The sequence below is a fragment of the uncultured Xylophilus sp. genome, assembly GCA_913776965.1.
Classification (GTDB): domain Bacteria; phylum Pseudomonadota; class Gammaproteobacteria; order Burkholderiales; family Burkholderiaceae_C; genus Xylophilus.
This window is the reverse complement of the sequence record CAJYQL010000029.1, coordinates 21,070-40,259: the sequence shown is the minus strand read 5'-3', so window position 1 is coordinate 40,259 and position 19,190 is coordinate 21,070. Positions and strand designations below refer to the sequence as shown.

The 19,190-nt window shown below is 67.9% G+C and carries 21 protein-coding genes; 11 read left to right on the top strand and 10 right to left on the bottom strand.

Going from position 1 to position 19,190, the window contains the following annotated elements; translation table 11 throughout:
• Window positions 1–147: 147 nt before the first annotated feature.
• Both QZ500_RS05050 and QZ500_RS05045 read right to left on the bottom strand, forming a co-directional pair.
• A complete protein-coding gene (locus tag QZ500_RS05050) occupies window positions 148–471 on the bottom strand; it encodes a hypothetical protein (RefSeq protein ID WP_295851670.1) in 324 nt (107 codons plus the stop codon).
• 179 nt (window positions 472–650) lie between these two features.
• Window positions 651–1,790, bottom strand: coding sequence for a cupin domain-containing protein (locus QZ500_RS05045; protein ID WP_295851668.1), 1,140 nt, complete (start codon window positions 1,788–1,790; stop codon window positions 651–653).
• Window positions 1,791–1,854: 64 nt separating this feature from the next.
• Between QZ500_RS05045 and QZ500_RS05040 the strand changes: the two genes are divergently transcribed.
• On the top strand, window positions 1,855–2,379 hold the full coding sequence (locus QZ500_RS05040) for an FKBP-type peptidyl-prolyl cis-trans isomerase (RefSeq protein ID WP_295851666.1): 525 nt from the start codon (window positions 1,855–1,857) through the stop codon (window positions 2,377–2,379).
• A gap of 72 nt (window positions 2,380–2,451) precedes the next feature.
• On the opposite strand, the gene QZ500_RS05035 is transcribed toward QZ500_RS05040, so the two are convergent.
• The 3 genes from QZ500_RS05035 to coaBC all read right to left on the bottom strand — a co-directional run bounded on the left by QZ500_RS05035 (window position 2,452) and on the right by coaBC (window position 4,865).
• A complete protein-coding gene (locus tag QZ500_RS05035; RefSeq protein ID WP_295851663.1) occupies window positions 2,452–2,991 on the bottom strand; it encodes a glycine zipper 2TM domain-containing protein in 540 nt (179 codons plus the stop codon).
• Window positions 2,992–3,170: 179 nt separating this feature from the next.
• Complete coding sequence (dut, locus tag QZ500_RS05030) at window positions 3,171–3,617, bottom strand: dUTP diphosphatase (protein WP_295851662.1); 447 nt, start codon at window positions 3,615–3,617, stop codon at window positions 3,171–3,173.
• Window positions 3,618–3,647: 30 nt separating this feature from the next.
• Complete coding sequence (coaBC, locus tag QZ500_RS05025) at window positions 3,648–4,865, bottom strand: bifunctional phosphopantothenoylcysteine decarboxylase/phosphopantothenate--cysteine ligase CoaBC (RefSeq protein ID WP_295851659.1); 1,218 nt, start codon at window positions 4,863–4,865, stop codon at window positions 3,648–3,650.
• 171 nt (window positions 4,866–5,036) lie between these two features.
• On the opposite strand from coaBC, the gene QZ500_RS05020 reads away from it, so the two are divergent.
• From QZ500_RS05020 to QZ500_RS04990, 7 genes are all read left to right on the top strand, one after another.
• The gene (locus QZ500_RS05020; RefSeq protein ID WP_295851656.1) at window positions 5,037–6,722 is read left to right on the top strand and encodes a CTP synthase; all 1,686 of its coding nucleotides are present in this window, start codon (window positions 5,037–5,039) and stop codon (window positions 6,720–6,722) included.
• On the top strand, window positions 6,719–7,573 hold the full coding sequence (gene kdsA, locus QZ500_RS05015; protein WP_295851653.1) for a 3-deoxy-8-phosphooctulonate synthase: 855 nt from the start codon (window positions 6,719–6,721) through the stop codon (window positions 7,571–7,573). The genes QZ500_RS05020 and kdsA overlap by 4 nt, the downstream gene beginning before the upstream one ends.
• Window positions 7,570–7,860: a DUF1330 domain-containing protein gene (locus QZ500_RS05010; protein WP_295851650.1), complete on the top strand. Its 291-nt coding sequence runs from the start codon at window positions 7,570–7,572 to the stop codon at window positions 7,858–7,860. The genes kdsA and QZ500_RS05010 overlap by 4 nt, the downstream gene beginning before the upstream one ends.
• Before the next feature lie 75 nt (window positions 7,861–7,935).
• On the top strand, window positions 7,936–9,219 hold the full coding sequence (gene eno / locus QZ500_RS05005) for a phosphopyruvate hydratase (RefSeq protein ID WP_295851648.1): 1,284 nt from the start codon (window positions 7,936–7,938) through the stop codon (window positions 9,217–9,219).
• A 37-nt stretch (window positions 9,220–9,256) separates the two neighbouring features.
• A complete protein-coding gene (locus QZ500_RS05000; RefSeq protein WP_295851646.1) occupies window positions 9,257–9,532 on the top strand; it encodes a septum formation initiator family protein in 276 nt (91 codons plus the stop codon).
• Between the two features lie 12 nt (window positions 9,533–9,544).
• Entirely contained in the window at window positions 9,545–10,186 is a 642-nt protein-coding gene (gene pnuC, locus QZ500_RS04995) for a nicotinamide riboside transporter PnuC (RefSeq protein WP_295851643.1), read from the top strand.
• Entirely contained in the window at window positions 10,120–10,866 is a 747-nt protein-coding gene (locus tag QZ500_RS04990; RefSeq protein WP_295851640.1) for an ATP-binding protein, read from the top strand. The genes pnuC and QZ500_RS04990 overlap by 67 nt, the downstream gene beginning before the upstream one ends.
• Window positions 10,867–10,873: 7 nt before the next feature.
• On the opposite strand, the gene QZ500_RS04985 is transcribed toward QZ500_RS04990, so the two are convergent.
• Together QZ500_RS04985 and QZ500_RS04980 are read right to left on the bottom strand one after the other, a co-directional pair.
• Window positions 10,874–11,863, bottom strand: a complete 990-nt coding sequence (locus QZ500_RS04985) for an Hsp33 family molecular chaperone HslO (RefSeq protein ID WP_295851636.1) — start codon at window positions 11,861–11,863, stop codon at window positions 10,874–10,876.
• A gap of 117 nt (window positions 11,864–11,980) precedes the next feature.
• Window positions 11,981–12,505 (bottom strand): gamma carbonic anhydrase family protein, encoded by a 525-nt coding sequence (locus tag QZ500_RS04980; RefSeq protein WP_295851634.1) that lies wholly within the window; start codon window positions 12,503–12,505, stop codon window positions 11,981–11,983.
• 97 nt (window positions 12,506–12,602) lie between these two features.
• Here QZ500_RS04980 and QZ500_RS04975 point away from each other — a divergent pair, with 97 nt between their 5' ends.
• The 3 genes from QZ500_RS04975 to QZ500_RS04965 all read left to right on the top strand — a co-directional run bounded on the left by QZ500_RS04975 (window position 12,603) and on the right by QZ500_RS04965 (window position 16,109).
• On the top strand, window positions 12,603–13,406 hold the full coding sequence (locus tag QZ500_RS04975) for a ferritin-like domain-containing protein (protein ID WP_295851632.1): 804 nt from the start codon (window positions 12,603–12,605) through the stop codon (window positions 13,404–13,406).
• Window positions 13,407–13,496: 90 nt separating this feature from the next.
• Window positions 13,497–14,765, top strand: a complete 1,269-nt coding sequence (locus QZ500_RS04970; protein WP_295851630.1) for an HDOD domain-containing protein — start codon at window positions 13,497–13,499, stop codon at window positions 14,763–14,765.
• A 75-nt stretch (window positions 14,766–14,840) separates the two neighbouring features.
• Window positions 14,841–16,109, top strand: a complete 1,269-nt coding sequence (locus QZ500_RS04965; RefSeq protein ID WP_295851628.1) for an HDOD domain-containing protein — start codon at window positions 14,841–14,843, stop codon at window positions 16,107–16,109.
• Between the two features lie 26 nt (window positions 16,110–16,135).
• Here QZ500_RS04965 and QZ500_RS04960 read toward each other — a convergent pair whose 3' ends face one another.
• Genes QZ500_RS04960 through QZ500_RS04950 form a run of 3 tightly spaced genes read right to left on the bottom strand, consistent with a single transcriptional unit; the run spans window position 16,136 to window position 19,112 of the window.
• Complete coding sequence (locus QZ500_RS04960; RefSeq protein WP_295851626.1) at window positions 16,136–17,125, bottom strand: tripartite tricarboxylate transporter substrate binding protein; 990 nt, start codon at window positions 17,123–17,125, stop codon at window positions 16,136–16,138.
• A 53-nt stretch (window positions 17,126–17,178) separates the two neighbouring features.
• Window positions 17,179–18,078, bottom strand: coding sequence for a site-specific tyrosine recombinase XerD (xerD, locus tag QZ500_RS04955; RefSeq protein WP_295851623.1), 900 nt, complete (start codon window positions 18,076–18,078; stop codon window positions 17,179–17,181).
• A gap of 59 nt (window positions 18,079–18,137) precedes the next feature.
• On the bottom strand, window positions 18,138–19,112 hold the full coding sequence (locus QZ500_RS04950) for a tripartite tricarboxylate transporter substrate binding protein BugE (protein WP_295851621.1): 975 nt from the start codon (window positions 19,110–19,112) through the stop codon (window positions 18,138–18,140).
• Between the last annotated feature and the right edge of the window lie 78 nt (window positions 19,113–19,190).

Below are 19,190 nucleotides of genomic sequence, written 5' to 3'. Positions count from 1 at the left end.
CCGCGGCACTCGACTGGGACGCGGAACAGATTGTCGTCGCCGACCCGGTCACAGGCACGGGCTGGATCGACGTCTGACGCTGCCACGCGCCTGGCCAAAGAAAAAGCCACCGGGTTGCGGTGGCTTTTTGCTTGAAGGGCGAAGCGCTTACTTCTTGGCGGCTTCCGCGGCAGCGTCTGCGGCCTTCTTGGCTGCTTCATTCGCTGCGTCGGCAGCATTGTTCGCAGCGCCGGCGGCGCTGCTGGCTGCGCTGGCAGCGTTGTTGGCTGCGTCCGCTGCGGGTGCCGTGGACGTCGTCGCCGGCGCGGTCATGTCGGTCGCGGGCGCAGGGGCCGGAGCGGGTGCCATCGGCGCCGGGGCCGGAGCTTCGACCGGAGCCGGTGCAGGCACCGCGACCGGCTCTTCCTTCTTGCCGCAGGCTGCCAGCGCAGCGGAGGCGACGAGAGCGGCGAGTACGAGGGAATTCTTCATGGTGATGGTCCTTTGATGGATGTCGTTGCCGACGAGTTGTGATGGACGAGGCCGGCTGCGAGAACGTGAGCCCCGACGTGATCTGCACCTACCGCCGAAAATTATAGGTAGCCGACTCCAGGTTTCGTAACACGCCTGCGGCCGGCTGAAACATATGACGCAGGCGCCCGAAGCGCTTATCAGGCGATGCGATCACCTGCATGCACCCACCCGGCTTCGCACCAGGAAACGATCAGGTCCTGTGCGTCCGCGCTGGCCCGGCGCACATGGTTCGGTGCGAGTTTCCGGTCATCTGCGAGCCGCCGCATCAGCGTCGCATCGCGACCCGCCGCGCGATAGCTCTCGCCGTTGATGAAGACATGCCGATCGTCGTAGAGCATCCGCGTGCGCCTGTCCAGACGCACCCCCGCTGCGAGGATCGCATCGCCGGCCTCCTCGTCGGACGTCTCGAACCACACCTGCGGCTTCGGCTCGGTGAGGTACTCGCCCAGCGCACGGGGTAGCGCATCGCGGTCCTGCAGGGCGGCTTCCACCGCACGGCGTGCGAAATCCCGCATCGCGGCCGGGACCGCGCCGGGCGTTGCGGTCGCGGGCTGCGACCGGTCGGCATACAGCGCATCCTGTCCTTCCAGAGCGTCCTCGGCCAGGCGTTGCAGCATGTCCTGTGCGATTTCGGCCGTTTTCGGGGCGCGGAAGCCGATGGAACAGGTGATGCATTCGCCGATGGCCACGCCATCGTGCGCGTAGCGCGGCGGAAGATAGAGCATGTCGCCCGGAGACAGCACGTATTCCGCCTCGGGCTGGAAGTCCGCGAGGATCTTCAGCGGCACGTCCGGCTGCAGCGTCAGGTCGCGCTGGCGGCCGATGCGCCAGCGGCGCTGCCCGTGGGTCTGGAGCAAGAACACGTCGTAGCTGTCAAAATGCGGACCGACGCCGCCGCCATCGGTCGCGTAACTCACCATCAGGTCGTCCAGGCGTGCGTCGGGCACGAAGCGGAACTGCTGCAGCAACGCATGGGCAGCATCGTCCTGCAGGTCGACGCCCTGCACCAGCAGCGTCCATTGCGGATGCGACCGCGGCGGCAAGGCCCGCGGGCCGAACGGTCCCTGGCGCAGCTGCCAACCCCGGTCGGTGCGGCGCACCAGCCGCGCCTCCACCTGCTCATCAGCCGCCCACCGGATCAGGCGGGAGCGGTCGGGCGCACCGCAAAGGTCCTGCACGGCGTTGCGCACCAGCAGCGGCTTGCGCTGCCAGTACTGGCGCATGAAACGGTCGGGGCTGATACCGCCGAGCAACGGCAGAGGTGCGTGGATATCCATAGAGGGGAAGCAGAAGGTCGATCGACAGGCCGTCCGAAGGAACAGGCTGCGACAATTCTCCCCCATGGACATCACCGAACAATGCGTGGTCGCGCTGACCTGGACCCTGACCGACACCCTGGGCGAAGAACTGGACGTACTCGACGAGCCGGTCGAGTTCCTGTTGGGCGGCGACGACCTGCTCAAGCCTATCGAAGAAGCGTTGCAGGGTCATGGTCCGGGCGCCCGCCTCAAGCTGCAGATCGAACCGGAACAGGGGTTCGGCGACTACGACGACCAGATGCTGTTCCTTGAACCACGGAACCGCTTCCCGGCGGAACTGGAGGAAGGCATGACATTCGAGGGGCACGCGCTGCCGGCGGGATCGAATCCCGACGCACCGCGCGACGCGCTCTACACCGTGTCGGAAATCTATCCGGAACACGTGGTGCTCGACGGCAATCACCCGTTGGCAGGCATCGCGATCCGGATCGATCTGCAGGTTCACGCAGTGCGCGAGGCGACGGAGGAGGAAATCGGCCGGGGCACGGCCGGCACCGGCTTCTTCCGCATCCAGCCGGCGGCACCCGGCAGCGGATCCATCCACTGAGTGCGAATGCCCCGTCAAACAAAAACGGCTGCTCGAAGGCAGCCGTATTGATGTGGAACTCGGATCAGCGAATCAGACGCGCTGGAGCTGGTTGTTCTCGATCCGTACCCGGTCTCCGATCCGAAGATCGCCCGGCGAGGGAACATCGAACGAACGGTACCCGCCGTTGTCCACCTGTACGGACACCCGGTATGTCTGGACCAGCCGTCCGCCCTGACCACCCTCGATCTGGTTGCCGGCAACAGCACCACCGACGGCGCCGATACCCGTTGCGAGAGCGCGTCCGCCGCCGCTGCCGATCTGGTTGCCGACCACCGCGCCCAGTACGCCACCCAACACGGCACCCGCGCCCGACGGCGCCCGGCGGGCCTCTGTCTGGAAGACCTCGATATTGGCAACTCGACCGAACTCGGCATAGGCCGGCGCTTGACCATAGGGCTGCGAACCGTAGTAGGGCGCCGGCTGGGCGACCGGAGCCGGATATGCAGTGGGATAAGAGGCCGGGTACGAAGAGGTGGTGCCGTAATACGGATCGGTGGCGCAGGCCGTCAGGCCCGCCAGGGCGAGCACGCCGACCGCGGTGCCCAAGGTACGGGTGATGCGAGTGTTCATGGGAACTCCTTCGGGTTGGACTTGCGATGCGGCGGGTATGCCTTCGCTGCTCCCTCATTCAACAAACAACCCAGCTCGCAGCGCATCGGGCCGCGGCGCTAGGCAGTGTCGGAAGTGGAAAACGCCAACGGTAGGAGCGGACCGACAGGATAAGAGCGATGCGTCGCCCTAACCGCTCATCAACCTCGTCCGGTCGACCCGTATCCGTCCTCGCCCCGCACGGACGCTGGAAAGTCCTTGACGACCCGGAACCGGGCCTGTATCACCGGCACGATGACCAGCTGGGCGATACGTTCGAGCGGTGAAATGGTGAAGGACACCGGACTGCGGTTCCAGGCGCTCACCATCAGCTGACCCTGGTAATCGCTGTCGATCAGTCCGACCAGATTGCCGAGCACGATCCCATGCTTGTGGCCCAGGCCCGAGCGGGGCAGGATTAATGCGGCAACCGACGGGTCCGCGAGGTGGATGGCGATACCGGTCGGGATGAGCTGCCAGGCATTCGGCGCCAATTCGAGCGACGCATCGAGACAGGCCCGGAGATCGAGCCCGGCGCTGCCGGGCGTAGCGTATGCGGGCAGTTGATCCGCCATACGGGGGTCGATGATCTTGACGTCGAGTTCCATCAGAGTAGTCGTTTCGTTCAGACAGGCTGCTCAGGCGGTCGCGGCGATGCGCCGTGCGATCTCGTCGATCAGTTGACGGGCCAGCGACTGTTTGGATGCACGCGGCAGCGGGTGCGCGCCGCTGTCGTCGATCAGCACCAGCTGGTTGTCGTCTTGACCGAATGCGGTGGGACCGATGTTTCCCACTAGCAGAGGAATGCCTTTGCGCAGGCGCTTGGCGGTTGCGTTCTCGATCAGATCGTGGCTCTCGGCGGCGAACCCGACGCAGTAAAGCCGGCCGGCCTGGGCCTGCGGCAACAGGGCGACGGCGCGCAGGATGTCCGGGTTCTCCACGAAGGTGAGGGCAGGCGGCAGGCCGCCTTCAGCCTTCTTCATCTTGCGCTCGCTGACGGCTGCCGGCCGCCAGTCGGCGACCGCAGCGGCCGCGATGAACACCCGGGCGGACGCGATCTCCGCCTGCACCGCCGCCAGCATGTCGTCGGCCGACTGGATGTCGATCCGCCGCACGCCGCGGGGCGTCGGCAGGGCCACCGGGCCAGCGACCAGCGTCACTTCCGCGCCGGCCTGCCGTGCGGCCCGCGCGATGGCGAACCCCATCTTGCCGGACGAGTGATTGGTGATGCCCCGCACCGGATCGATCGGCTCGAAGGTAGGCCCGGCCGTCAGGAGGATCCGTTGGCCAGACAGCGGCTTGGGCTGGAAGAAACTTTCCAGCTCCTCCAGGATTTCTGCAGGTTCCAGCATGCGCCCGTCGCCGGTTTCGCCGCAGGCCTGTGGGCCGTTCCCCACGCCGAGCACCACCGCGCCGTCCGCGGCCGCCTGGGCCAGATTGCGTTGCGTTGCGGGGTGGATCCACATCTCGCGGTTCATCGCGGGCGCCAGCAGCAGCGGCACCCGGTCGATCGGCCGGGCGATGCACATCAGGCTCAGCAGTTCGTCCGACCGCCCCTGCACCAGCCGGGCCGCGAAGTCCGCGCTGCACGGTGCGATCAGGATCGCATCGGCAGCCCGTGCCAGGTGGATGTGCGGCATGTTGTCGGGCTGCCGGGCATCCCATTGCGAGCGGTACACCGGACGGCCCGACAAGGCCTGCATCGTGACTGGCGTGATGAATTCGCAGGCGGCATCGGTCATCACCACCTGCACCGTCGCGCCGACCTTGACCAGCAGCCGGCAGAGTTCGGCGGACTTGTAGCAGGCGATGCCGCCGGTGAGTCCCAGGACGATGTGCTTGCCGGAAAGGTCCATGGCAGGGGCCGCCGGGGCGGCTGCCGCGGGGGTGGAATGACGAAGGACCGCGCAATGTAGCAGAGGGTCCCGGTCCGTACCGCCCGCTCGTATGGCACCCGCTAACGGCCGGAAGCCCAACTCTATAATCTCGCTTTACCACCTCCCGGGAAGTACGGTTCCCGACCCGACATGACCAAATTCGTCTTCGTCACCGGCGGTGTGGTGTCTTCCCTGGGCAAGGGAATCGCCTCAGCCTCCCTTGCCGCGATCCTCGAATCGCGGGGCCTCAAGGTCACGCTCATCAAGCTCGATCCCTACATCAATGTGGATCCGGGCACCATGTCCCCCTTCCAGCACGGCGAGGTGTTCGTCACCGACGACGGCGCCGAGACCGACCTCGACCTCGGCCACTACGAGCGCTTTATCGAGACCCGGATGAAGAAGGCCAACAACTTCACCACCGGCCGGATCTACCAGTCGGTGCTGGAGAAGGAACGCCGCGGCGACTACCTCGGCAAGACGGTGCAGGTCATCCCGCACATCACCAACGAGATCCAGGAATATGTGAAGCGCGGCGCCGGCCTCGGCACGCCCGATGCGGTCGATGTGGCGATCGTCGAGATCGGCGGCACGGTGGGCGACATCGAGTCCCTGCCCTTCCTCGAAGCCTGCCGCCAGATGAGCCTGCGCATGGGTCCGAACAACACCGCCTTCGTGCACCTGACCTACGTGCCGTGGATCGCCGCGGCCGGCGAACTCAAGACGAAGCCGACGCAGCACACGGTCCAGAAGCTGCGCGAGATCGGCATCCAGGCCGACGCCCTGCTCTGCCGCGCCGACCGCCGCATCCCCGACGACGAGCGCGCCAAGATTTCGCTGTTCACCAACGTGCCCGAATGGGGCGTGATCAGCATGTGGGACGTGGATACCATCTACAAGGTGCCGCGCATGCTGCACGAGCAGGGGCTCGACGGCCTGATCTGCGACAAGCTGCGCCTCAACACGCCGCCGACCAGCCTGAAGCGCTGGGACGATCTGGTCTACGAGACCAACAACCCGCGGCACGACGTCACCATCGCGATGGTCGGCAAGTACGTCGACCTGTCGGACAGCTACAAGTCGCTCAACGAGGCGTTGCGCCATGCGGGCATGAAGAACCATGCGCGCGTGAAGATCGAGTACCTCGATTCGGAGACGCTGGAATCCGGCGACGGCGCCCAGCTGGCCAAGTACGACGCGATCCTGGTGCCCGGCGGCTTCGGCCAGCGCGGCGTGGAAGGCAAGATCTGCGCGGCCCGCTTCGCCCGCGAGCGCCGTGTACCGTACCTGGGCATCTGCCTGGGGATGCAGGTCGCGACCATCGAGTACGCCCGCAATGTGGCGGGCCTGAAGGATGCCAACAGCACCGAATTCGATCCGTCCACGCCCTGCCCTGTGATCGCGCTGATCACCGAATGGAAGGACGCCGACGGCACGATCAAGACCCGCAACCTGCAGTCGGACCTGGGCGGCACGATGCGTCTGGGTGCACAGAGTTCGGACGTCGCGCCGGGCACGCTGGCCCATTCGATTTACGGCGACGTGGTGACCGAGCGCCACCGCCACCGCTACGAAGCCAACGTGCAGTACCTCGACCAGCTGCGGGCCGCCGGCCTGGTGATCTCGGCGCTGACCCAGCGCGAGCATCTGACCGAGATCGTCGAGCTGCCGCAGTCCGTGCATCCCTGGTACATGGGCGTGCAGTTCCATCCGGAATTCAAGTCGACGCCCTGGAACGGTCACCCACTGTTCAACGCCTTCATCGCCGCGGCGCTGAAGCACAAGGGCGTGCAGCCGGGCGGCACCGCTGCGAAGCCGGCCGAGGCCGTCGCATGAAGCTCTGCGGTTTCGACGTCGGGCTACGCCACCGTTTCTTCCTGATCGCCGGCCCCTGCGTGGTCGAATCCGAGCAGCTGCAGATGGACACCGCCGGAACGCTGAAGGAGATCACCGCGTCGCTCGGCATTCCGTTCATCTTCAAGAGCAGCTTCGACAAGGCCAACCGCTCCAGCGACAGCGGCTTCCGCGGGCTGGGCATGGACAAGGGCCTGGAGATCCTGGCGAAGGTGCGCCGCGAACTCGCCATTCCGGTGCTGACCGACGTGCACCGCGAGGACGAGGTCGCCACGGTCGCGTCGGTAGTGGACGTGCTGCAGACGCCTGCGCTGCTGGCCCGCCAGACCGACTTCATCAAGGCCGTCGCACGCAGCGGCAAGCCGGTCAACATCAAGAAGGGCCAGTTCATGGCCCCGGGCGACATGAAGAACGTGATCGCCAAGGCCCGCGCCGCTGCGCGCGACGCCGGCCTGCCGACCGACGCCTTCATGGCCTGCGAGCGCGGCGTGAGCTTCGGCTACAACAACCTGGTGAGCGACATGCGCTCGCTGGCGATCATGCGCGACACCGACGCGCCGGTCGTGTTCGACGCTACCCACAGCGTGCAGCTCCCCGGGGGACTGGGCACCAGCAGCGGCGGCGCCCGCGAATTCGTGCCGGTGCTGGCCCGCGCGGCCGTGGCAGTCGGTGTCTCCGGCCTGTTCATGGAGACCCATCCCGATCCGGCCAACGCCCTCTGTGACGGTCCGAACGCGGTGCCGCTGCGGCAGATGAAGGCGCTGCTCGAAATGCTGGTCGCGCTCGACGAGGTGACCAAGCGCCAGCCCTTCCTCGAGGACGACTTCCAGTGAGCAGCGGCTACGTGATCGCCTGGGTCGATGTGACCGACCCGGTGCGCTACGAGGACTACAGGAAGTGGTCCAGCGAAGCGATGCGGGTGCACGGCGCGGAAGTCTGCGTGCGCGGCGGCGCGGTCGTTCCGCTCGAAGGCGACTGGTCGCCGTCGCGGATCGTGGTGCTCAAATTCCCCAGTCTCGACGCGGCCCGGGCCTTCGCCGCGTCGCCCGAATACGACAAGGCCCGCGCGGCGCGCCAGGGCGCGGCGATCATGCGCATGATCGCGGTCGAAGGCCTCTGACCGTCTGCATCCGTCGTTCCCGTTTCCGTTTTCGTCTCCCCGTTTTTCAGCATCCACAGGAAAGAGAAAAGAAGCATGAGTGCAATCGTTGACATCGTCGGCCGCGAAGTACTCGACAGCCGCGGCAACCCTACCGTCGAATGCGACGTGCTGCTGGAGTCGGGCGTGATGGGCCGTGCGGCGGTGCCGTCCGGCGCCTCCACCGGCAGCCGCGAAGCGATCGAACTGCGGGACGGCGACAAGGGCCGCTACCTGGGCAAGGGCGTGCTGAAGGCGGTCGAGCACATCAACACCGAGATCTCCGAAGCGGTGCTCGGCCTCGACGCCTCCGAGCAGGCCTTCCTCGACAAGACGCTGATCGACCTCGACGGCACCGACAACAAGGCCCGCCTGGGCGCCAACGCCACGCTGGCGGTGTCGATGGCCGTGGCGCGCGCTGCAGCCGAGGAAGCCGGCCTGCCGCTGTACCGCTACTTCGGCGGCATGGGCGGCATGCAGCTGCCGGTGCCGATGATGAACGTGATCAACGGCGGCGCCCACGCCAACAATTCGCTGGACCTCCAGGAATTCATGATCATCCCGGTCGGCGCACCGAGCTTCCGCGAAGCCGTGCGCTACGGCGCGGAAGTCTTCCACGCGCTCAAGAAGATCATCGACGAGCGCGGCATGAGCACTGCCGTCGGCGACGAAGGCGGATTCGCCCCCAGCGTGGCCAACCACGAAGCTGCGATCCAATTGATCCTGGAAGCGATCGACAAGGCCGGCTTCACCGCCGGCGAGCAGATCGTGCTGGGCCTGGACTGCGCCGCCAGCGAGTTCTACAAGGACGGCAAGTACGTGCTGGAAGGCGAAGGCGTGTCGCTGACCGCCGAGGAATGGACCGGCATGCTGGCCGGCTGGGTCGACAAGTACCCGATCATCAGCATCGAGGACGGCATGGCCGAAGGCGACTGGGAAGGCTGGAAGCACCTGACCGAACGCCTGGGCGGCAAGGTGCAGCTGGTGGGCGACGACCTGTTCGTCACCAACACACGCATCCTGAAGGAAGGTATCGACAAGGGCATCGCCAACTCGATCCTGATCAAGATCAACCAGATCGGTACGCTGACCGAGACCTTCGCCGCCATCGAGATGGCCAAGCGTGCCGGCTACACCGCCGTGATCTCGCACCGTTCGGGCGAGACCGAGGACAGCACCATCGCCGACATCTCGGTGGGCACCAACGCGCTGCAGATCAAGACCGGCTCGCTGTCGCGTTCGGACCGCATCGCCAAGTACAACCAGCTGCTGCGCATCGAGGAAGACCTGGGCGACGTTGCCAGCTACCCCGGCCGTTCCGCCTTCTACAACCTGAAGTAAGCCGCGCGCTGCTTCGGTTCAGCCCCGCCACGTCATCATGGTCAACCGCATCGTCCCGGTCGTGCTGCTGGTAGTGCTGGGCGTGCTGCACGCCCAGTTGTGGCTGGGCCGCGGCAGCGTGCCGGCGGTCAAGCAGATGCGCCAGAAGATCGTGGCGCAGGAAGCCGCCAATGCCCGCTCGCTCGCGGTGAACGAGCGGCTGGCGTCGGAGGTCGGCGACCTGAAGGAAGGTCTCGACATGGTCGAGGAAAAGGCCCGCTACGAGCTCGGCATGGTGCGGCCGAACGAGATCCTGGTCCAGTACACCCGCTGATCGGCCGCCGGCATGGCCGATCCGCTTTTCTCTACCGCTTTCACGCTCTGGGGCGCGCCCGTCAGCCGCGCGGAGCTGGTCGCCTGCCTGCTCGGCCTCTGGATGGTGCGGATGAACATCCGCGAGCGGCACTGGGGCTGGCCGCTGGCCGCGGCGAGTGCAGCCCTCTACTTTTTCGTGTTCTGGCGCAGCGGGCTGTACGCGGATGCGGTGCTGCAGCTGTTCTTCGCCGCGATCGCCCTGTGGGGCTGGGCCGCCTGGCTGCGCGGGCGGCGGCCCGACGGCAGTGCGCTGACCGTCGCGCGGCTGAGGCCGGCCGGACGGTGGATCGCCCTGGCCGCATGCGCCCTGCTGTGGCCCGCCATCGGCACGGTGCTGCACCGCTACACCGACAGCGACGTGCCCTGGTGGGACGCCTTTCCCACCGCGGCCAGCGTCGTCGGGCAGATCCTGCTCGGCCGCAAGTACCTGGAGAACTGGCTGGTCTGGCTCGGCGTCAACCTGGTGGCGATGGGTCTGTTCGCCTACAAGGGCCTGTGGCTCACGACCGGGCTGTACGCGCTGTTCGCCGCGCTGAGCGTCGTGGGATGGCATGCCTGGCGGCGGCGGGTGACGGCCGCGGCCGGCCCGACCGCACCCGCTTCAGCGGCATGACGGCGCCGGTCATCGCCCTGCTCGGCGCAGAAAGCACCGGCAAGACCCGGCTCGCCCACGATCTGGCTGCTGCGCTGCAGGCACGGGGGCTGCGGACGCGCGGGGTGCCGGAATACCTGCGGCAGTGGTGCGATGCCGCCGGCCGCACGCCACGGCCCGACGAACAGGCGGCGATCGCCGACGCGCAGCAGGCGGCGATCGATGCCGCGGCGGCCGATCCGGACATCGACCGGGTGGTCGCCGACACCACGCCGCTCATGACGGCCGTCTACAGCGACCTGCTGTTCGGCGACCGCAGCCTCTATCCGTCCGCGCTGCAGCACCTGCGCCGCTGCAGCACCGTCCTGCTGATGGGCCTCGACCTCCCCTGGGTGGCGGACGGTATCCAGCGCGACGGCCCGCAGGTCCGGGCGCCGGTCGATGCGGCGATCCGCACGGCGCTCGACAGTGCGGCCATCGGATTCCAGGTGGTGTACGGACAAGGGCCGGAGCGGCTGGCCTCGGCCCTGCATGCTATCGACTCTGTAGCTGCATGCGCCCGTCCGGCGGGCGCAGAATCCCGATTGGCATCCGAAGAAGGCGATCGGCCGATGCGCGCCTGGGCCTGCCTGCACTGCGGCGACGCCGACTGCGAACGCCGGCTGTTCGACCGGGTCCGCCGCTCCGCCAGCGGCAGCTGACCTTCCGCTACTGGACCGAGGCCGGTCCGGGCGGCAGACCCATCGGGTCCTGGAAGATCTGCGCCGCGTCCACCGCGTCGAAGTGGTACTGCTGGCCGCAGAACTCGCAGCCGACCTCGATGTCCTGGCGTTCGGCGAGGATGCTGTCGGCCTCCTCCCGGCCCAGGCTGCGGATCATCGCGGCGACCCGCTCGCGGCTGCAGGTACAGGCGAAATGCGGCCCGCCGGCGCCGTCCTCGGGCGCGAAGCGCAGTAGCTTCTCGTCCCAGAACAGGCGCCGCAGGATGGTGTCCACGTCGAGCGTCAGCAGCTCGTCGCGCTGCAGGCTGGCGGCGAGATGGGCGATGCGGTTGTAGTCCTCGTTGCGGCCGATCTCGTCCTCGTTGGCCTGGCTCACCATGCTGCCTTCGAGATTGTTCTCGCCCTTCACCGGCATGCGCTGCACCAGCAGACCGGCCGCCACCTTGTCGTTGGCCGCCAGTACCAGCGTGGTGTCGAGCTGCTCGCTCTGCAGCATGTAGTGCTGCAGCACCGACGCCAGGTCCTCGATCTTCTCGCCCTGGTCGCCGTAGAGCGGCACCACGCCCTGGTACGGCTGCTGGCCGGGGAAGCGGGTCTTCGGGTCGAGCGTGATCGCGCAGCGGCCCTGGTTGTGGACGTTGACCATGCCGCTGAGGGTCGCGTCCTCGGGCACCTCGCCCATCACCGACGCGGTCGCGCGCAGCGCCATGTCGGACTGCACTTCCGCCACCGCGACCTTCACCGGCCCGTCGCCGAAGATCTGCAGCACCAGCGCGCCGTGGAACTTGATGTTGGCCTGCATCAGCACACCGGCGGCGGCCATCTCGCCGAGCATCGCGGCCACCGGCGCGGGATACGGACCGGTGGCGGGGTTCGAGGCCCGGCGGCGCAGGATCTCGGTCCAGGCGTGGGTGAGGCGGACGATGGCACCGCGCACTGGCAGGCCGTCGAAGATGAATTTGTGGAGTTCGGACACGTTCAATTCCTGCAGGGCCGACCCGATGGGCCGGCGAAAACGAAAGGGTGGCCGCGCCACCCCTGACCGCCATATGCGCCCGGATGCGCCGAAGGCAAGCGCACCGGCCGCCCGCGGTCAGTCGACGCGGCGCAGGCCCTGGCGGAAGCGCCGCGCATTCGCGACGTAGGTCGCCGCACTGCGTCGCAGTCCTTCGATCTGCTCCGGCGTGAGCTGCTTCACGACGCGGGCCGGGCTGCCGAGGATCATCGAACCGTCCGGGAATTCCTTGCCTTCGGTGACCAGCGAGCCCGCGCCCACCAGGCAGTTGCGGCCGATCTTCGCGCGGTTGAGCACCACCGCGCCGATGCCGATCAGCGTCTGGTCGCCGATGGTGCAGCCGTGCAGCATCACTTGGTGGCCGACCGTCACGTCGCGGCCGATGGTCAGCGGCACGCCCTCGTCGGTGTGCAGCACGCTCAGGTCCTGGACATTGGAATGGGCACCGATGGTGATCGGCGCGTTGTCGCCGCGCACCACGGTGCCGAACCAGACGCTGCTGCCCGCCTCCAGCGTCACGTTGCCCATGACCTGCGCGCTGTCGGCGACCCAGGCATCCGCATCGCACTGCGGGGCGATGCCGTCGAGTTCATACAGAGCCATCGTGTCGTCCTTTGTCCCGGTGTGTGGCTTAAGAGATGCGGCCATTCTAGGAACTGTGCTGCGCCTACGCCGCCGGCCGGTCCGCGACAATCGTCGGATGGAGCTCCGCCGATCCGCGCTCGACGCGCTGCTGATGTCCGATCCCGATGCAAAAGCGGCTGCGGCGCAGGCCCTGCTTGCGCGAGCAGCTATCGATCCGATAGCAGACGAATCGCCGGTGCCGCCCGCCGACCCCGACGCCCTACCCGGCCGCCCCGCCCGCCCGGAACTGCGGGACCACACCGCCGTGGCGCGGCGCTCGCCGGCCACGCCGCTCGGGCGCGCCACGCTGCTGCATGCGATCGCGCACATCGAGTTCAACGCGATCAACCTCGCCCTCGACGCGGTGTGGCGTTTCGGCGGTATGCCGCGCGCCTTCTATGGCGACTGGGCACGGGTGGCGGCCGAGGAAGCCGGCCATTTCCTGCTGCTGCGCGACCACCTGCGCAGCACCGGGCACGACTACGGCGATTTCCCAGCGCACCAAGGCCTGTGGTCGATGTGCCAGCGGACCGCCAGCGACATCGTCGCGCGCATGGCGCTGGTGCCGCGCACGCTGGAGGCGCGCGGGCTGGACGCCACCCCGCCGATCCAGCGCAAGCTGCGCCAAGCCGGCACGCCCGATGCGCTGGCGGCGGTGGCGATCCTCGACATCATCCTGCGCGAGGAAGTCGGCCACGTCGCCATCGGCAATCACTGGTACCGCTGGCTGTGCGAGCGCGAGGGCCTCGATCCGGTCGCCCACTACCGCGTGCTGACGGTGCGCCACGAAGCCCCGCGCATGAAGCCGCCCTTCAACGCCGAGGCGCGGCGGCGCGCCGGTTTCAGCGACGAGGAGATGGCCTGGCTCGCCAGCGACTGAGCCGCACGCTGCGCCGACGGTAACGTCTGCAGGGCACCGCACTCCTAGAATGGCCGCGACGGTCGTCCCGACCCCTTCCGCAGACCCCGCATGACCCTCGCTCCACCGCCGGCCCCGACGCCGGACCCATCGCCGGCCACGCCCGCGGCCGCCTCGGCCCTGATCGCCCGCCAGGCGATCGTCAACGTCCACCATGCAGTGATCGGCTACGAGCTGTTCGACCGTTCGCAACATGCCGGCGCGCACACCGCGGCGAGCGACGTGACGCTGATCTTCCACGCGCTGTCGCATGCGGGCACCGAAGACCTGATCGGCAAGCTGCAGATCTTCGTCAATTGCACCCACAACAGCCTCTCGGGCGGCCACCTCGACCTGATCCAGCCCGACAAGGTGGTGCTGGAACTGCCGCCGATCGACAGCCACGATCCCGGCGTGATCGAAAGCCGCGTGCCGGTGCTCGCCGCACTGCGGGAACGCGGCTTCCAGCTCGCCTTCGAGCCGTCGGTGCTCGATGCGGCCTACGCCCCCTGGCTGCCGCTGGCGGACTACATCAAATTCGATCTGACCGCGATTGCGCCCGCCGACCTGCGGACACTCGTGCGCCGCGCCCAGGCGCTCGACAGCGTCGAGATCATCGCGGAGAAGGTCGAGACCGCCGAGCAGTTCGAAGCCGCCAAGACGCTGGGGTTCGGGCTTTTCCAGGGCTACTGGTTCGCACGGCCGTCGGTGGTCGAGACGAAGCTGGTATCGCCTTCGCAGGCCGCCACGATCGAACTGGTGAATCTGGTCCGCCGGCAGGCCAGCACCGCGGAGATCGAGCAGGTGCTGAAGAAGGACGCGGGCCTCGCGTTCAACCTGATGCGGCTGATCAACTCCTCCGGCTTCGGCCTGGCGCGCGAGGTGACCTCGTTCCAGCACGCGGTGATGATCCTCGGGCTGAAGAAGCTGTTCCGCTGGGCGGCGCTGCTGATGCTGGCCTCGAAGAACGGATCGCCCCCATCGGTCGGCAGCTTGGCCGTCGTGCGCGGGAGGCTGATGGAACTGCTGGTGGGCGACCGGCTGCCGCCGGAACTCCGCGACAACGCCTTCGTCGCCGGCATCTTCTCGCTGCTCGACGTGATGCTGGGCATGCCGATGGAGCGGGCGGTCACGCTTCTGGCCCTGCCGCCGGAGGTGGTCGAGGCGCTGCTGCACCGCACCGGGCCGCTCGGTCCGTATCTGCAGCTCACCGAGGCCTGCGAGACGGGCGACGACCAGGTCTTCCGTCAGGCCGCGGACACGCTGGGACTCAGCAGCCAGGAAGTGAACTGGGCGCATCTGCAGGCGCTGGCGTGGTCGGACGGCATTCCGGCCGAGTAAGTACTAGGAGGCGTTCGGGGTACGGCTCCTAGAATCGCATGCTGCCTGTCCTCGGGCTCTACTGCGGCCGTCTCCATGTCCACTTCCCCTGCGCTGTCCCTCGATAACCCTCCAGCCGATTCCGCCGACTTTTCCACAGGCCTGATCGCCCGACAGGCGATCGTGGACCAGAACCGCGCGGTGTTCGGCTACGAACTCTTCGACCGTTCGACGCCGGGTGCGGCGCACAGCGCCGCCTCGGACGCGGCCCTGCTCTTCAATGCGCTGACCAGCGCGGATGCCGACACCCTCTTCGGCAAGAAGCTGGTCTTCATCAACTGCACCCACGAGAGCCTGGCCGGAGGCCACCTGGAACTGGTGCAGCCCGAGCGGGTGGTGCTGGAGGTGCCGGTCGTGGCGGGCGACGATCCGGACGAAATTGCGGCACGCGGTGCGGTACTGCAGTCGATCAAGGCACGCGGCTTTCGCATCGCACTCGACCAGAACGCGCTCAAGAAAGCCTATGCCGCTTGGCTGCCGCTGGCCGCGTTCGTGAAGCTCGACGTCAGCGCCTTCCGACCGCAGCTCGCCGAACCACTGGTGCGCTTCGTGCATTCGCAAACCCAGGCGCAGGTGATCGCCGAGCGCATCGAAACCGCCGAGCAGCATATCCAGATGGCAGGCTATGGCGTCAAGTTCTTCCAGGGCTACTGGTTCGCCAAGCCGGCCTTGGTGCAGGCCCGCACGGTGCGGCCGGCGCAGGCGACCATCATTCAGCTGATCAACCTCGTGCGGCAGCAGGCCGACGTCTCCGATATCGAAAACCTGCTGAAGAAGGACCCGACGCTGTCCTTCAACCTGCTGCGGTTCATCAACTCGTCGGGCTTCGGGCTGAGCGCCGAGATCACCTCGTTCCGCCACGCGGTGATGATCCTCGGCATGAAGAAGCTGTTCCGCTGGGCAGCCTTGCTGATGACCACCTCGCGCGACGGCTCGCCACCGGCGCTCGGCACCACAGCTGTGGTGCGCGGCCGGCTGATGGAGCTGCTGGCCGCAGAGCTGATGCCGCCGGAGGAATGCGACAACGCCTTTGTCGTCGGCGTGTTCTCGCTTCTGGACGCGATGCTCGGCCTGCCGATGGACAAGGCGCTGGAATCGGTCGCCCTGCCGCTGCCGGTGCTGGACGCACTGCTGCACCGCAAGGGCATCTTCGCGCCCTTCCTGGAATTGACGATCGCCTGCGAGAGCGGTGATGAAGCCGCCTTTGCCAAGGCCGCCAACGCGCTCGCGCTCTCGAACCACCAGGTCAACTGGGCACACCTGAATGCGCTCAGCTGGGCCGACAGCATGGGCGACGCCGGCTAGATGCCCTTCCTGCCGCCCGGCCCAGTTCAGTCGCCGGTGATGTGGGCGGTGCGGACGATACGCGCATTCGCCGCCGATTCCGCGGCGATCTGACGTGCGAAATCCGACGCGCTGCCGCCGGTCGGCACATTGCCCGTCGCCAGCAGCTGCTGGCGCAGCGCCGGGTCCTGCAGCGCGCGGCCGATCTCGGCGTTCATCCGTTCGACGATCGCAGGGGGTGTGCGACCGGGCGCGAACACACCGAACAGCGACGACAGGTTGGCCGCCGGATAGCCCAGTTCGGCGAGCGTCGGCACCGTCGGCAGCGATTCCATCCGGGCCGGCGCGCCGATCGCCAGCGGCACCAGACGGCCGCCGCGGATGTGCTGCGCGACCGCCGGGCTGGCGTTGGTCGAAAGAATCTCGAAATGACCACCGAGCGCATCGTTCATCTGCTGGCCGCCGCCCTTGTAGGGGATGTGGGTGATGTCGAGCCTGGCCGACGCCTTCAGCTGTTCGAGCATCACGTGGCCGAGCGACGCCTGGCCGGAGGTCGCCCAGCGCACCGCGCCCGGCCGGGCCTGCGCGGCGGCCAGCACGGTCCGGAAGTCGCGCGCCGCCATCGCAGGCGTGGCGAGCAGCATCACCGGCGAATACATGACGCTGGCGACCGGGACGAGGTCCCGCGCCGGATCGAAGGGCGAACGGCCCAGGTGCGGATTCAGCGCGACTGGGCTGATCGCCGCGAAGCCGAAGGTGGTGCCGTCGGGCGCCGCCTTAGCGACGGCATCGACGCCGATCACGCCGCTAGCGCCGGCCTTGTTCTCGATGGTCACCGGTACGGCCAACGACACGGCAAGGCGCTCTGCCAGCGCACGCGCGACCACGTCGCTCACGCCGCCGGCGGGATAGGCCACGATGATGCGCATCGGGCGGCTCGGCCAGGCCGCGGGGGCCTGCGCGGCCGCACACAGGGGCGCAGCGGCTGCGGCGCCCGCGAGCACCGCGAGGGCGGTGCGTCGGGAGAAAACGGACATGACGAATGGGCTTTCGGAAGAAACGAAGGCCCGGATGGTGCACCAATCGGGCGTCATCCGCCGCGCGGGTGGTGCTGGGCGTGCAGCGTCTTCAGACGCTCACGCGCCACATGGGTATAGATCGTCGTGGTCGAGATGTCGGCGTGGCCGAGCAGCAGTTGCACCGCCCGCAGGTCGGCGCCGTGGTTGAGCAGGTGGGTCGCGAACGCATGCCGCAGGGTATGGGGCGACAGCTGAGTGCGGATGCCGGCCTCCGTCGCATAGCGCCGCACGATCAGCCAGAAGTTCATGCGCTGCATGGCGGCGCCCTCGCGCGCGGTGACGAACAGGTCCTCGCTGGGCCGGCCCCGCAGCAGCTGCGGCCGCGCATCCGCCACGTAGCGTTGCAGCCAGTCGCGCGCGATCGCGCCGAAGGGCACCAGCCGCTCCTTCGCGCCCTTGCCGGTCACCCGCACGATGCCGTCGTTCAAGGACAGCTCGAACATCCGCAGGCCGACCAGCTCGCTCACCCGCAAGCCGCTCGCATACAGCAGTTCCAGCATCGCCCGGTCGCGCAGACCGAGCGGGGTCGACACGTCGGGCGCGGCCAGGAGCGCCTCGACCTGCGCTTCGCTCAGCGTGCCGGGTACCCGCATCGGCGGCTTGGCGGCCTGCAGCCGCAGCGTCGGATCGGCCCCGACGGTGCCTTCCCGCAATGCCCAGTGGAAGTACCGGCGCAGCACCGTCAGCCGACGGTTGGCGGTGGTCGCACGGGTGGTCGCGTGCTGGGCGGCGAAGTAGCCATGCAGGTCGCCTTCCGTCGTCTGGTCGAGCAGCCGCCCCTGCGCCGCCAGCCAGCCGGCGTAGAGCGTCAGGTCGCGCCGGTAGGCGGCCAGCGTGTTGCGCGACAGGCCGTCCTCCAGCCACAGGGCATCGACGAACGCGTCGATACGGTCCGCGGCGGCCGAAGGCAAAAAAGCCGCCGGGCCTGCCGGGCCGGCGGCTTCGGCAGCGGACCCGGAGGTCCCGGCACTCATTCGAGCGTCAGCTTCTGCTGCTGCACCACCTTCTTATAGGTGTCGTATTCGGCGCGGATTTCCTGCGCGAACTGCTCCGGCGTGTTGGCCACGATCAGGGAGCCGGTGTCTTCGATGCGCTTGCGCACCGCCGGATCCTCCAATGCCTTGCGCACACCGGCGTTGATCTTGTCGACCACGTCCTTCGGCAGGTTCTTCGGGCCGAGGATGCCGTAGTAGGCCAGGCGGTTGACCGGCGCCAGCCCGACTTCCTTAAAGGTCGGCACGTTCGGCAGTACTGCCAGGCGCTGCGGTGCGGCGACCACGATCGGCACCAGCCGGTTGTCCTTGATGAAGGGCAGGGCGGACGGCAGGTTGTCGAAGATCATCGGCACCTGGCCGGCGACGGTGTCGTTGAGCGCCGGGCCCGCGCCGCGGTAGGGGATGTGGGTGACGAAGGTACCGGTCAGGCTTTTGTACAGCTCCATCAGCATGTGGCCGATGCCGCCGGTGCCGGAGCTGGAATACGAGTACTTGCCGGGCGACTTCTTCAGTTCGTCGAGGAACGCCTTGTGGTCCTTCGCCGGGAACGAGGGGTTGACCGCGATGATGTTGGGCGTCGCCGCGATGTTGATGATCGGCGTGAAATCGGTGATCGGGTTGTACGGGATCTTCGGGTTGATCGCCGGGTTGGCCGCCGTGCTCGACACGGTCGCCAGGCCGAGCGAGTAGCCGTCGGGCGCAGCCTTCGCCGTCTCGTTGGCTCCCACCACGCCGCCGCCGCCGGCCTTGTTCTCGACGATCACCGGCTGGCCGAGCGCCTTGCCCAGCGGATCGGCGATCACGCGGGCGATGATGTCCGTCGTGCCGCCGGGTGCGAAGGGCACCACCAGCCGGATCGGCTTGTTCGGATAGGTCTGGGCGACAGCGTTGCCGGCGGCAGCAGCGGCGGTCGCGGCCAGGGCCAGGGCGATCAGGGGTCGTCTTTGCATCTGGAAATCCTCGGCGTTGGCGAAAAGGGGAAATCCTAATCGCTGAAGTACCCGCCCACATACCGTACACGCAGCGCA